The 13985-nt window shown below is 64.8% G+C and carries 10 protein-coding genes; 2 read left to right on the forward strand and 8 right to left on the reverse strand.

Annotated features, from left to right (window positions below; translation table 11 throughout):
* Positions 1-9 precede the first annotated feature (9 nt).
* Both prpC and prpB read right to left on the reverse strand, forming a co-directional pair.
* Positions 10-1161 carry a bifunctional 2-methylcitrate synthase/citrate synthase gene (gene prpC, locus PTE31013_RS11435; RefSeq protein ID WP_150612913.1) on the reverse strand — a complete coding sequence of 384 codons (1152 nt, stop codon included), beginning with the start codon at positions 1159-1161 and terminating at the stop codon, positions 10-12.
* Between the two features lie 28 nt (positions 1162-1189).
* The gene (gene prpB / locus PTE31013_RS11440; RefSeq protein WP_150612914.1) at positions 1190-2080 is read right to left on the reverse strand and encodes a methylisocitrate lyase; all 891 of its coding nucleotides are present in this window, start codon (positions 2078-2080) and stop codon (positions 1190-1192) included.
* A gap of 369 nt (positions 2081-2449) precedes the next feature.
* On the opposite strand from prpB, the gene prpR reads away from it, so the two are divergent.
* Positions 2450-4579: a propionate catabolism operon regulatory protein PrpR gene (gene prpR / locus PTE31013_RS11445; protein ID WP_246174291.1), complete on the forward strand. Its 2130-nt coding sequence runs from the start codon at positions 2450-2452 to the stop codon at positions 4577-4579.
* 29 nt (positions 4580-4608) lie between these two features.
* Here the strand turns inward: prpR and PTE31013_RS24805 are convergent, their stop codons facing one another.
* The 5 genes from PTE31013_RS24805 to PTE31013_RS11470 form a co-directional block, all read right to left on the reverse strand.
* On the reverse strand, positions 4609-4770 hold the full coding sequence (locus PTE31013_RS24805; RefSeq protein WP_174978523.1) for a hypothetical protein: 162 nt from the start codon (positions 4768-4770) through the stop codon (positions 4609-4611).
* Between the two features lie 176 nt (positions 4771-4946).
* A complete protein-coding gene (locus PTE31013_RS11450; protein WP_150612915.1) occupies positions 4947-5756 on the reverse strand; it encodes a MetQ/NlpA family ABC transporter substrate-binding protein in 810 nt (269 codons plus the stop codon).
* 419 nt (positions 5757-6175) lie between these two features.
* Positions 6176-6739 (reverse strand): hypothetical protein, encoded by a 564-nt coding sequence (locus PTE31013_RS25000; RefSeq protein WP_217426226.1) that lies wholly within the window; start codon positions 6737-6739, stop codon positions 6176-6178.
* Between the two features lie 571 nt (positions 6740-7310).
* Positions 7311-8915: an ABC transporter substrate-binding protein gene (locus tag PTE31013_RS11465; protein WP_150612917.1), complete on the reverse strand. Its 1605-nt coding sequence runs from the start codon at positions 8913-8915 to the stop codon at positions 7311-7313.
* Positions 8916-9209: 294 nt separating this feature from the next.
* On the reverse strand, positions 9210-10133 hold the full coding sequence (locus PTE31013_RS11470; RefSeq protein WP_246174292.1) for an IclR family transcriptional regulator: 924 nt from the start codon (positions 10131-10133) through the stop codon (positions 9210-9212).
* A 229-nt stretch (positions 10134-10362) separates the two neighbouring features.
* Between PTE31013_RS11470 and PTE31013_RS11475 the strand changes: the two genes are divergently transcribed.
* Entirely contained in the window at positions 10363-12723 is a 2361-nt protein-coding gene (locus tag PTE31013_RS11475; RefSeq protein ID WP_174978524.1) for a cytochrome P450/oxidoreductase, read from the forward strand.
* Positions 12724-12748: 25 nt separating this feature from the next.
* Here PTE31013_RS11475 and PTE31013_RS11480 read toward each other — a convergent pair whose 3' ends face one another.
* On the reverse strand, positions 12749-13963 hold the full coding sequence (locus PTE31013_RS11480) for a multidrug effflux MFS transporter (RefSeq protein WP_174978525.1): 1215 nt from the start codon (positions 13961-13963) through the stop codon (positions 12749-12751).
* Positions 13964-13985 lie beyond the last annotated feature (22 nt).

Below are 13985 nucleotides of genomic sequence, written 5' to 3' on the forward strand. Positions count from 1 at the left end.
CAGGCAGGCTCAACGCTTGTCGATCGGCACGAACTGCTGATCTTCCGGACCGGTGTAATTGGCGCTCGGACGAATGATCTTGTTGTCGATGCGTTGCTCGATGACGTGGGCGCTCCACCCCGACGTGCGCGCGATCACGAACAGCGGCGTGAACATCGCGGTCGGAACGCCCATCATGTGGTAGCTCACGGCGCTGAACCAGTCCAGGTTCGGGAACATCTTCTTGACGTCCCACATCACCGATTCCAGTCGCTCGGCGATGTCGTACATCTTCGTGTTCTGCTGGTCCTTCGACAATTCGTGCGCAACTTCCTTGATGACCTTGTTGCGCGGATCGCTCACGGTATAGACCGGGTGACCGAAGCCGATGATCACTTCCTTGTTCTCGACACGGCGGCGAATATCGGCCTCGGCATCGTCGGGCGAGTCGTAGCGCTTCTGGATCTCGAACGCCACTTCGTTCGCGCCGCCGTGCTTCGGACCACGCAGGGCGCCGATGGCGCCGGTGATGGCCGAGTGCATGTCCGAGCCCGTGCCCGCGATCACGCGCGCCGTAAACGTGGATGCGTTGAATTCATGTTCCGCGTACAGGATCAGCGAGGTGTGCATGGCGCGCACCCACAAGTCCGACGGTTTTTCGCCGTGCAGCAGGTGCAGGAAGTGGCCGCCGATGCTGTCGTCGTCCGTCTCCACATCGATGCGCACGCCGTTGTGGCTGAAGTGGTACCAGTACAGCAGCATCGAGCCGAAGCTGGCCATCAGGCGGTCGGCGATGTCGCGCGCACCCGGCAGGTTATGGTCGTCCTTCTCCGGCAACACGGTACCGAGCACCGAGGCGCCCGTGCGCATCACGTCCATCGGATGCGCGGCGGCAGGCACGGTCTCAAGCGCGTCCTTGAGCGCGGCCGGCAAGCCGCGCAATGCCTTGAGCTTGGCCTTGTAGCCGCGCAACTCGGCCACGCTCGGCAGCTTGCCGTAGACGAGCAGGTAAGCGATTTCCTCGAACTCCGAGGTCTGGGCCAGATCCAGAATGTCGTAGCCGCGATAGTGCAGGTCGTTGCCCGAACGGCCCACCGTACACAACGCGGTATTGCCGGCGGTCACCCCCGACAGGGCGACGGATTTCTTCGGCTTGAAGCCGGTGGCAGTCGTCTCGCTCATGCTCATTCCTCCAGGATCAGGGATTCGGTTATTTCTGTTGGACGAACAGCGCGTCGAGCTTCTGTTCGTAAGCGTGGTAGCCGATGCTCTCATAGAGTTCGGCGCGGGTTTGCATCGTGTCGAGCACGGCCTTTTGCGTGCCGTCGCGGCGAATCGTCTGGTAGACGTTCTGCGCCGCCTTGTTCATCGCGCGGAAGGCCGAGAGCGGGTACAGCACGAGCCCGACCTGCGCGCTCTTGAGTTCTTCCACCGTGAACAGCGGCGTCGCGCCGAACTCGGTGATGTTCGCGAGCACCGGCACTTTCACGGCGTCGGAGAACTGGCGGTACATCGGCAACTCGGTCATCGCCTCGGGGAAGACCATGTCAGCGCCCGCTTCGACACAGGCGCAAGCGCGGTCGATGGCGGCCTGCAGCCCTTCCACGGCCAATGCATCGGTGCGCGCCATGATCACGAAGTTCTCATCGGTGCGGGCGTCGACCGCCGCCTTGATGCGATCGACCATCTCCTGCTGGCTCACGATCGCCTTGCCCGGACGATGGCCGCAACGCTTCGCGCCGACCTGGTCCTCGATATGCATGGCACCCGCGCCAAATTTGATGAGCGACTGCACCGTCCGCGCGATGTTGAACGCCGACGGCCCAAAGCCGGTATCAACGTCGACGAGCAACGGCAGGTCGCATACGTCAGTGATGCGACGCACGTCGGTGAGCACGTCGTCGAGTGTGGAAATGCCCAGATCGGGCAAGCCGAGCGACCCCGCCGCAACACCGCCGCCGGACAGATAGATCGCCTTGAAACCGGCCGCCTTGGCCAACAAGGCGTGGTTCGCGTTGATGGCGCCGACAACCTGCAACGGTTGCTCGGTCTTGACGGCCTCGCGAAAAGCGGCGCCGGCCGAACGAAGGGTTTGCGTCACGTGAGTGCCTCGGTCGTGTCGTGCGCGACCGGCAGTGGAACGCCGCCAGATCGCACGTGGGTTGAGTGATGGCAAGGTCATTAGCAATTGACGTGCCAGCCCGCTATCCCGGCGCGTGCCAATCGTGGCGCCGCGTCGCTAAGACGTTCATTTCGCAGCGGAAATTCTTCTCGGATGTGACGCGCACGTCAAGTCGATTCACTCGCCTCGGGACGTCAATTCGTCTCATTACGTTTCACTATGAAACGCATTATGAAACATCGCATTGCATTGTGCTACGATTCGAGTCAGTTTCCCGTGGTGACGCCCGTCCGAGCGCCGCGCCCTTACCCGCCTCGCGCCACCCCGCACTTACCGATGAGTCAGGTCATGCCCACTCCCGCCGCCGAATTGCCTCCCCGCTTGCCCACCGGGGCCGCGAGCCCCCTCCGCACAGGGCTTTCGCAACCGGTCACGGCCGTTCGAAAGCCCGTGATCTGGGCCGTGGGCATCAGCAAGCTAGGCGAGCTGTATCGCGACATCGTGCCGGACTACGCCGCACAAGCCGAGGTGCAGATCATCGACAAGGGCTATGAAACCGTCATTGACGCATTGGAGCGCCTGCCCGCCGGCAGCGTCGACGGCATCGTGGCGGCCGGCTCGAACGGCGCCTTCCTGCGCGAGCGCCTCGCCCTGCCCGTCGTGCTCGTGAAGGTGACGGGCTTTGACGTGATGCATGCGCTGGCGCGGGCACGCCGCGCCCTGCCGCCACCCTCGCCCGCGTCGCGTATTGCACTGGTGTCCTATGCCCGCCCCGCGCCCGAATTCGAGCGCTTCAAAAGCGCCTTCCACCTCGATGTCGCACAGCACGCCTATTTCGACCGCCACGATGCCGAAGACCTTGTGCACCGCTTGCGCGACGAAGGCACGGAGGTCATCGTCGGCCCCGGACTGGTGACCGAACTGGCCGAGCGAGCCGGACTCACAGGCGTTTTTCTCTATTCGCAGGATTCGGTGCGCGCCGCGTTCGACACGGCGCTCGAAGTCGCACGCTTTGGGCGCATCGAAGCGCAACGGCGCGAGCGGCTCGATACCGTGCTGCGGCATTTGCACGAAGGGGTTGCGGCCGTCGATCTGAACGGACGCATCGAAGCGATCAACGCGTCGATGGCGGGCATGCTCGGCGTGAGCGTCGCCGATGCGCTCGGCCGACCGCTCGATGCCATCGCCCCGGCGCTCGACATCTCACGCACGCTCGAGCGTGCGAGCGCCGAACTCGAGGCCATCGTCTCGATGGCTGGCAAGACGTGGGTCATCAACCGCATTCCCTTGCTCGACCAGGGCACGCTCACGGGCGCGCTGCTGACCTGCCAGGATTCGCAGTCCTTCGCGCGCGTCGATCGCTCCCTGCGTTCGCGCCATCGCCCGCGCCATCTGGTGGCGCGCTACCGCCTCGACGATCTCATCGGCGATTCGGACGCGATGACGCAGGTGCGGGCATTGGCGCGCCGTTACGCGCGCACCGACGCGACCGTGCTCGTCCACGGCGAGAGCGGCACCGGCAAGGAACTGCTGGCCCAAGGCATCCACAACGCCAGCCGACGGCGCGACTATCCGTTCGTCGCAATCAACTGTGCGGCGTTTCCGGAAACGCTGCTCGAGAGCGAACTGTTCGGCTATGAGGATGGTGCATTCTCGGGCGCGCGGCGCGGCGGCAAGGCAGGGCTGTTCGAGACGGCACACAACGGCACCATTTTCCTCGACGAAATCGGGGAGATGCCGATGCCGCTGCAAACGCGTCTGTTGCGGGTGCTGCAGGAGCGCGAGGTGCTGCGCCTCGGCGCGACCGAACCCGTGCCGTGCGACGTGCGCGTGATTGCCGCCACGCACCGCGATCTTCGGCAGCGCGTTGCCGCCGGGTGGTTCCGCGAAGACCTGTACTACCGGCTCAACATCCTGCGCATGGTGCTGCCGCCACTGCGCGAGCGCATGGACGACCTGCCGCGCCTCACACCACTCTTTCTCGAACGCGCGCTCGCCCGCGCGGGGGCGCGCATGAGCGTCGAGGCGTTACAGGCGTCGCTGCTGCCACTGCTCGCGATGTATCACTGGCCCGGGAATGTTCGTGAACTGGAGAACCTGCTGGAACGGATTGCCGTCGTTTGCGCGGATGTCGTCGACGCGCGCGAAATCAGTCGCGCCCGATTGGTCGAGATTGCCCCGGAGTTGGGGGCCATGACCGATCGAATGGACGGTCCCTTGCCTCCCGATGTTTCAAAAACGAACAACGGACGGGAAATGGATGCGCGCGCGCCCCGCACCGACGGCGTCACCGGTCCGGGCATCGAAGCGACGTTGCCAGCCCCGCTGACAGGCCGTGCCCGTCGCGCAGCCGAGGAACTGGCGCGCATTCACGCCACCCTGGCGGCGTGCAACGGCGACCGCAGCGCCGCCTGCGAGGCACTTGGCATCAGTCGCTCGACGCTCTGGCGCAAACTCCGCGACACAGTCGGCGGCTGACGCATACCGGTCAGTCGCGGCCCACCCCGTCAGTGCTGGTGACGGATGCGGTCCCACATCTCGTGCCAATTCAGGCGCCGGTGCTCGGACGACTCGTCGTGATGCGTCACCCAAAAATGATCGAAGAGCATGCCGATGGCGAAGCCCACAAGCAGCGCCACAAGCATCATCGAGACATTGAGCATGGACATGGCAACCTCCCGTCGGTCCGGATCTCTTCTTTATTCTAGTCAAACGATGTCACGTTTGCGTTGCGATATGTCAGCCCATATCAGTCGTGACGACGTAAAAAAACCGGGGTCGAAACCCCGGTCCGTCGCGTGCTGCGAACGACGCGCGCGGCGCGCATCGCGTACGTTGCCAGCCCTTACCACGTCGGAATCAGCGCGCCCTTGAACTGCGTCTCGATGAATTTCTTCACTTCGTCGGAGTGGTAGGCATCGACCAGCGACTTGACCCACGGCTTGTTCAGGTCTTGCGCGCGCACGGCGATCAGGTTGGCGTAGGGCCCCTTCAGGTCTTCAATGGCGATGGCGTCACGCTTGGGCACCAGGCCGGCTTGCGCGGCGAAGTTGGTGTTGATCGAGGCCGCGTCCAGATCCGGCAGCGCGCGCGGCAGTTGTGCGGCTTCCAGTTCCACGATCTTCAGCTTCTTCGGGTTCTCGGCGATGTCCAGCGGCGTCGCGTTCCTGCCGGCGACACCCGCACCGGCGCGCAACTTGATCAGGCCTTCCTTCTGCAGCAGAAGCAAGGCGCGGTTGCCGTTCGACGGGTCGTTCTGGATGCCCACCTTGGCGCCGTTCGGCAGGTCCTTCAGCGACTTGTATTTCTTCGAGTAGTAGCCCAGTGGCGAGACGTACGTCAGACCGGCACTCACGATCTTGTAACCGCGATCCTTGACCTGGCTGTCGAGGAATGGCTTGTGCTGGAACCCGTTGGCGTCCAGATCGCCGGCGTCGAGCGCCGCGTTCGGCTGTGCGTAGTCACTGAACTCGATGATCTTGATCTCCAGGCCGCGCTGATGGGCGACCTGCTTCACGACTTCGAAGATCTGCGCGTCCGAGCCGGCCATCGTGCCGACCTTCAGGGGCTTGGCGGCCGTCTGGGCCGTGGCGCCGAGAGAGGCCAGCGCGAGCGTGGCGCCGAGGAACGCGTGCACCAGTTGACGGGACAGCATGTGCGATTTCTCCTGTTGCTGATTTGGCGCCTGTTGAGCGCCCGTTCGATGGGAGCGGACTTGATGAGTCCGCAACGGTCGCGCGGGGACGGTAACGCCCTTGCGCGGCCCAGACCCGGGATGCTGCCATAAACGCGGGTTTACGCGAAATACACAATCGGCATGTCGATATCCCCGACGCGAGCTGACAGACCGGTCGTCCCCAAAAAAACGCCCCTTCGATCATCCGAAGGGGCGTGTCGCCGGGAGAACTGCCTGATTACGGGCCGGGGGGGTGGCACGGCTGACAGCGAGGCTGCCAGCCGGTCGTATCAGGAACCGACGATTAACCTGCAAGATTTGCTACCCAATGCCAATGCCGAGGGGCAATGCCCGCCCGCGGGTTGTGCCAAACGCCCACGGGCCCGCCTGCAACTGACTCAGGGACACGTCTCCTCGCCATTCAAGCCGTTCATCGAACATCCACCGCCACCACCGAAACCGCTAGGGCCGCCGAACGCGGCAAGTCCGTTACCACCGGCCGCGCCACCGATGCCGCGGCCACCGGGGCCGGAAGCACCGACGCCGCCGCCAGCACCGCCGCCGCCGCTGCCACCGCTGCCACCGCTGCCACCGCCGTCACCGCCACCACCGCCGCTGCCACCACCGCCGCCGCCACCGCCACCGCCACCGCCACCGCCACCACCGCCACCGCCACCACCGCCACCGCCACCGCCGTGACCACCGCCGTGCCCGCCGCAGCCGCAGCCGCCTACACCGCCAATGCCGGAGCCGCTACCCAGACCGCCAGGCCCTCCAAAAGCCCCTGGCCCGCCAATGCCACCGAAGCCACCAAAGCCAATTCCGCCACCGCCACCAAAGCCCATACCACCGCCGCCTCCGTGCCCGCCCCCACCTCCCGCAGCGTGTAATGCTTCGATCGAAATTCCACACAGCGCAACCGCCACTGCCGCCGATACTAGCGTCGCCTTGAGCCCGTTCATGGTCCCCTCCCCGCGCACATTCACTTCGAAACACGCAACACCATGCCAACCGGGGCTGCGTTACGGCGCGAGCACGTCAGCGAAAAACGCGGGCAATAGCTGGCCATCCCATGCGCGAACGCACAGGAACACCTCGCCAACAGCCTGCTGGAAATTCGGGTTGGCGCTTCGCCATACACGGTTCGTGTACGCGATTTCCGTGCCAACTTAGGTAATCGTTTGATTTAAAAAGAACTAATACCTCAACTTACGAGGCATTGCGAAGCCACATGCTGAAAACGTATCGTTCGTGAAACGCTTACAACACGCCGTATCGCCATGGCGACGCGCAGCGAGGACGACATTGCCACGGATGAGGCATGCCGTCGCATGGCCAGCGCCATCGGCACACAATGGGGCGGGCTCGACGCGTTCGTGAACAACGCGGGTACGAGACACGCTGATGCAGCGTGAACAGACACTTGACGCCGCGCTACGTGCCTTCCCTGGCCCCGATGGTCGCGTGGTGAAGCCGCACGCCGCCCTGCTCTTACGCAACGCGGGGTTGGTCGTGTTGCGCGGCAACCTTGATTTACTCGGCGCGTACCGTTGCAAAATCCTGACGGCCGAACGGGCTGACCTGGTACCCGGTCACGTTCGCACGCATGATGACCGCCGCAATGGGGTGCGCCAGCGGAATCCAGAGCGCATCGTCCTTGATCATCCGCTGCGCGACCTGGTACTTCACGGTACGTGCGGCGAGATCAGGCGTGCGTTTGCCTTCGCTGATCAATTGGTCGAGGTCCTTGTCGCAAAAGCGCGCGAAATTGGTGCCCGATTTCACGGCCGCGCAACTGAACTGCGGCGTCAGGAAGTTGTCTGGGTCGCCGTTGTCGCCCGACCAGCCCATGAAGAGCAAGTCATGCTCGCCCGCCTTGCCGCGGCGGATCAACTCGCCCCACTCCAGCGTCTTGATCTGCGCCCGAACCCCGATCCGGGCCAGATCGCTTTGCAGCATCTCGGCGCTCAGGCGCGGGTTCGGGTTCAACAGACTGCCCGTCGGGCGCGTCCAGATCGTCGTCTCGAACCCGTGCGGGAAGCCAGCGTCGGCGAGCAGCCGCTTCGCTTTGGCAATATCGAGCGGATACGCCGCCACATTCCTCGCGAAGCTCCACGTGTTGGGCGGATAGACGTTGGTGGCTGGCGTCGCGGCCCCTTCGAACACCTGCCTGACGTAGTTCGCGCGATCGAACGCCATGTTCAGCGCCTGACGGACTCGCCTGTCGCCGAACGGCTTGTGCTGGGTGTTGATCGCGACGAACGCGGTCATGAATGCCGGTGTCTCCACCACCTTGAGCGCCTTGTCGCTGCGCGCGGCCTGCACGTCGATCGGCTTGGGTGAAAGCGCGATCTGGCACTCGCCCACCTTGACCTTCTCCGCGCGCACGGCCGCATCCGGCACGATCGTGTAGATGAGACGATCCGAGGCCGGCGCGCCGCCGAAGTATGACTTGTTCGCGTCATACCGGACGACACTGTCCTTCTGATAGCTGCGGAAGACGAACGGCCCCGTGCCGATGGGCCGTGCATTCATCTCGCCGGGCTTGTTGATCGCGATGAGCTTGCCGGCGTACTCGGCCGAATAGATCGACGCGAAGCCCATCGACAGCATCGACAGGAACACCGCATCGGGCTCGGACAACGTGAAGCGAACCGTGTGCTCGTCGACCTTTCGCACCGATTTGATCAGCTTGCCCAGCGAGAGCGATTGCGCATGCGGGAAGCCCGACGGCGTGAGCTTGTGCCACGGGGCATTGTTGTTGAGCATGCGCTCGAACGTGAAGACGACGTCATCGGCATTGAACGCGCGCGTCGGCCTGAACAGCGCGTTGCTGTGGAAGCTCACGTCCGGGCGCAACGTGAACGTGTAGGTCAGGCCGTCGGGGCTGACGCTCCATTGGGTCGCCAGGCTCGGCACAACCTTCGCTTGCGAGGCGTCGAAGTCGACCAGGCGATTGAACACCGGATCGGCCGACGCGTTGGTCGTCGTCAGCGAGTTGTAGCGCACGACATCGAAACCTTCGGGGCTGGCTTCGGTGCACACGGTGAGCGCCTTGGCATGAGCGACGAGCGGTACCATCGGCAGGGAAAGAACCGTCAGAACGGCAGCGAAAATACGACGCGAGCGACGACGCATGGGCTTCTCCTCCAGGAAGTCGATGACGGTGAAAAGCAGCGGGTCAGAATAGCGCAAATTCAGGGCGATAGCCGTTGCGTTACGGCGTAGGCCGGCATCCGCTGTCCCGAATCCCAAAATCAAAAGTCAGTTTTGCTAACGGGACGTCCGCATCCGGTGGTCGATACCGTCGTACGCGGGCACTGCCAGACGTGAACGCACGCCCGTCGCGTGGTCAATGGCCGGACACGTCGCGAGCAGGAGAAATGTGTGGGCAGCCGCGTGCGAGACAGCAACGCCCGCGGCGCTGGCCAGTCACGCGCTGGCCGGCAGCGGCGGACGATAGCCCAGTGCGTGGCTGGCGGACAGGGCTTCGCGGCGCACCGCCTCGCCGATCGGGCCGTCCATACGCGCGTCGAACCCGCCCGTGGCACCGAGCGCCGTGACGACCCCCACGAGGCGGCCGTCGTAGTTGAAAACTGGCGCGGCCAGCGCGCTGATGCCGGTCAGGTTGGTGTCGCGAACGCTCGCCCCCTGGGCGGCACGCACCTCGGCACGCAGTGCGCCGATGGGGTCCGACGCATCGAGTTGTGCGCGTTGTTCCGGCGACGCATGGGCCAGCTCGGCTTCGGCCATCGCCAACACATGCGGGTCATCCAGGCATCCAAGGAAAACGCGGCCGGCAGCCGACCAGAGCATCGACATCACTGACCCGATGCGCACGTTGATCGTCACGGGCAGGCCAGGCTCCTCGAAACGCACGATGGTCGGCCCCTTGTTGCCCATCACCGCAATGAAGCAGGTGACATCGAAAGCCTCGCGCAGACGCACGAGCGCAGGCTCGGCTGCACGCACGGGATCGGCCTGCCGCATGGCCGCCACGCCGATGAGCATCGCTTCGAGTCCGAGATGGTAATGCTGAGAGTCGGTGTCCTGCGCGACGAGTCCCTCTTCGACGAGACTCATCAGATACCGGTGGACTTTGGCGGGACTTTGCTGCACATGCTGGGCCAGCGCAGTAAGGCTCGCACGGCCACCCAGCCGGGCCAGCCCCTTGAGCACGACCATGCCGGTTTCGGCGGACTGCACACGCTGACGGCGGCCGCGCTCGCGGGGCACGTCGATGACATCGCCGACATGGGGGGCATCGGTGGCGGATGGCGCGAGGCCTTGCAGCGCGCGCGAAGGCGCAGTGGCGCTGCGCGGAAGGCCTGCCTTGGGTCGTTTGCTTGTCGTCATCGCCGAGATTTTATGATGCAAAGCGACATTGTCCGGCATCGGCAGCGCTAGAGGTTAACCCCAGTCCACCTTATTACGCAATGCGTATTATATTTACGCTTAACAAATCCAAGCATGAGAGGCGCGTCGCCCAATCGCGTGATCGCTCCTCTACACTTGTTCTATATTGCGCGTGTCGTCGCGAGCCCAACGCGGCTGTCGTCGCACCCGACCCAGAGAGCGTGAACGGATGAGCCAACCGATTGCCCCCACCCCCGACACGGCCACGGCCAGCGCCGGCGGCTGCCCCTTTCATCAGGCGTCTGCCGCGACGGCCCCCAACGGGTGCCCGGTGAGTGCGCGTGCCGCGACCTTCGACCCGTTCGAGGACGGCTACCAGCAAGACCCGCCCGAGTATGTGCGCTGGGCGCGCGAGCAGGAGCCGGTGTTCTACAGCCCCAAGCTCGGCTACTGGGTTGTCACGCGCTATGACGACATCAAGGCGATCTTCCGCGACAACCTCACGTTCAGCCCGTCGATTGCCCTGGAAAAGATCACGCCGACCGGACCGGAAGCGAATGCCGTGCTCGCCTCCTACGGCTTCGCGCTCAACCGCACGCTCGTCAATGAAGACGAACCCGCGCACATGCCGCGCCGTCGCGTGCTGATGGAGCCCTTCACGCCCGAGCATCTCAAGCATCACGAGCCGCTGGTGCGCCAGCTCGCCCGCGAGTATGTGGACCGCTTCATCGACGACGGCCGCGCCGATCTCGTGGACCAGATGCTGTGGGAAGTGCCGCTCACTGTGGCGCTACACTTCCTCGGGGTGCCGGAAGACGACATGGACAAGCTGCGCGAGTACTCCATCGCGCACACGGTCAACACCTGGGGACGCCCCAAGCCCGAAGAACAGGTCGCGGTCGCCCATGCCGTAGGCAACTTCTGGCAACTGGCCGGCAAGATTCTCGACAAGATGCGCCAGCACCCCGAGGGGTCGGGCTGGATGCAGTACGGTATTCGCAAACAGAAGGAGCACCCGGACGTCGTCACCGATTCGTACCTGCATTCGATGATGATGGCCGGCATCGTGGCCGCGCACGAGACGACCGCCAACGCCACCGCGAACGCCATGAAGCTGCTGCTCCAGCATCCGGACGTCTGGCGCGAGATCTGCGAGGACCCGTCGCTGATTCCCAACGCCGTGGAAGAGTGCCTGCGTCACAACGGCTCGGTCGCCGCCTGGCGCCGGCTGGTCACCCGCGACGTGAACATCGGTGGCATTGACATTGCCGCCGGCGCGAAACTGCTGATCGTGACGTCGTCCGCCAATCATGACGAAGCGCACTTCACCGACGCCGACCTGTTCGACATCCGCCGCGAAAACGCCAGCGATCAATTGACGTTCGGCTACGGCTCGCACCAATGCATGGGCAAGAACCTCGCCCGCATGGAGATGCAGATATTCCTAGAAGAATTCACGCGCCGGCTGCCCCACATGCGGCTCGCGTCGCAGACCTTCACCTATGTCCCGAATACGTCGTTCCGCGGCCCGGAGCATGTCTGGGTCGAGTGGGATCCGGCACAGAACCCCGAGCGCCGCGACCCGGCCGTGCTGACGCGCCACTCTCCCGTGCGCATCGGTGAGCCGTCGGGGCACAGCGTGACGCGTCCGGTCGTGGTCGCGTCCGTCGTGCCGGTGGCCGAAGGCATCGTCAAGCTGCGCCTCGTCGCGCCGGACGGCCGCGCCATGCCGCGCTGGGCACCGGGCTCGCATATCGACATCGAATGCGGCGACACCGGGCTGTCGCGGCAGTATTCTCTGTGCGGCGATCCGTCGGACGCCGGCGCGCTGGAAATCGCCGTGCTGCACGAACCGCAAGGCCGTGGTGGATCGCACTGGGTTCACACGCAAGTCAAAGCGGGCGACCGGCTGCGCATTCGTGGCCCGCGCAACCACTTCCGGCTCGATGAAACGACGCGTCGCGCAATCTTCGTCGCGGGCGGCATCGGCGTGACGCCGATTGCGGCCATGGCACGCCGCGCGAAGGGGCTCGGCATCGACTACGAGATTCATTACAGCGGCCGCAGCCGCCGCACGATGGCGCTGATAGACGAACTCCAGGCGCTGCACGGCAAGCGTCTGCATCTGTGGGTGAAGGACGAAGGCCAGCGCGTCGACTACGCCCGTTTGCTCGCCACACCGCAGGACGGCACGCAGGTGTATGCCTGCGGCCCGTTACGGATGCTCGACGCGCTCGCGCAATGCTGTGCGCACTGGCCGGACGACACGCTGCGTGTCGAACACTTCCAGTCGCAACTGGGCACGCTCGATCCCGCAAGGGAGCATGCGTTCGACGTTACGCTCAAGGATTCCGGCATCACGGTGACGGTGCCGGCCGACCAGACGCTGCTCACGGCGCTGCGCGCGGCGAACATCGACGTCCAGAGCGACTGCGAGGAAGGGCTGTGCGGCTCCTGCGAAGTGCAAGTGCTGGAGGGCGACGTGGATCACCGCGACGTGGTGCTCACGCGCGCCGAGCGCGACGCGAACAAGAAAATGATGTCATGCTGCTCGCGCGCCTGCGGCAAAACGCTGGTGCTGGCGTTGTAGGTCGGCGCGTCGGAACCCGACGCGCTCAATGGGCGTGCCGCGGCTTGCGCAGCGTCGTCAGCAGCGCAACGAGCGCCAGCAATGCGAAGCCGCACATGACGGTCGCGAGCGGGCGCGGCGAGCCGTCGTTGAGCACGCCGAGCAGCCCGCCCGCCGCGAAGCCGAAACCATACTGCACGCTGCCCACGAGCGCCGCCGCCGCCCCGGCGCGCGTGGGATGATTGGCCAGCGCCCCCGCCACCGCATTCGCGGTGATGATGCCGCGCAGGGACATGAACAGGAACAGCAGCGCCACTATCAGCGGCAGCCGCGCGACACCCAGCCACACGCTCGCGCACAACACGATCGTGACGATCGCACAACCGAAGATGCCGGCACGCATCAGGCGATACGACCCCAACTGCCCCACGCGACGCGAATTGAACATCGTCATCGACGCCATGCCGACGATGTTGATGCCAAACAGCACCCCGAAGAACTGCGGCGACACATGGAAATACTCCATGTACACCAGCGGCGTGCCGGTAATGTAGGTAAACGACGCGCCAAAGACCGCTCCGCCCGCCAGCATGTAGCCGACGAATTGCGCATCGCGCAATAGTTGCCAGTAAGACGCCACGATGCTACGTGGGCCGCCCGACTGACGCGCGTGCACCGCCCCTGTCTCCGGCAGGCGCCACAGGGCAAGCATGGCCACCACGCCGAACACCGCCAGGATGCCGAAGATCGCGCGCCAGGTCGTGAAGCGCAGCATCTGCCCGCCCACGAGCGGCGCCACGATCGGCGCGACACTCATCACCAGCAGCATGATCGAAAAGGCGCGCGCACTGTTGCGCGGCCCGTAGACGTCGCGCACGATCGCTTGCGCAATCACCGGCATGGCGCATCCGCCAAGCGCCTGCACGAAGCGCCACACCATCATGTGATCGATCGTGTCGGCGAACGCACAGCCGATGCTGCCAAAAATGTACAGCGCGATCCCCGCCGCCATGGGCCGACGACGCCCGAAGCGGTCCGCGAGCGGCCCCCACAGAAGTTGTCCGAAGGCAAAACCGAGAAAGAAGTACGAGAGCGTGAGCTGCGTGGCCGCGACGCTCGCGCCCAGCGCGTGGCGCATCGTCACGAGCCCCGGCAGATACATGTCCGTGGACGCCGGCGCGATCATCATGAACAGGCCGAGAATGCCCAGCAACACACGCTCGGAAGGCAACGCAGGAGAGAGTTCGGACGTCGATGTCATTATTGTTGTGATGAGTCGGCAC

The sequence above is a fragment of the Pandoraea terrigena genome, assembly GCF_902459705.1.
Classification (GTDB): domain Bacteria; phylum Pseudomonadota; class Gammaproteobacteria; order Burkholderiales; family Burkholderiaceae; genus Pandoraea; species Pandoraea terrigena.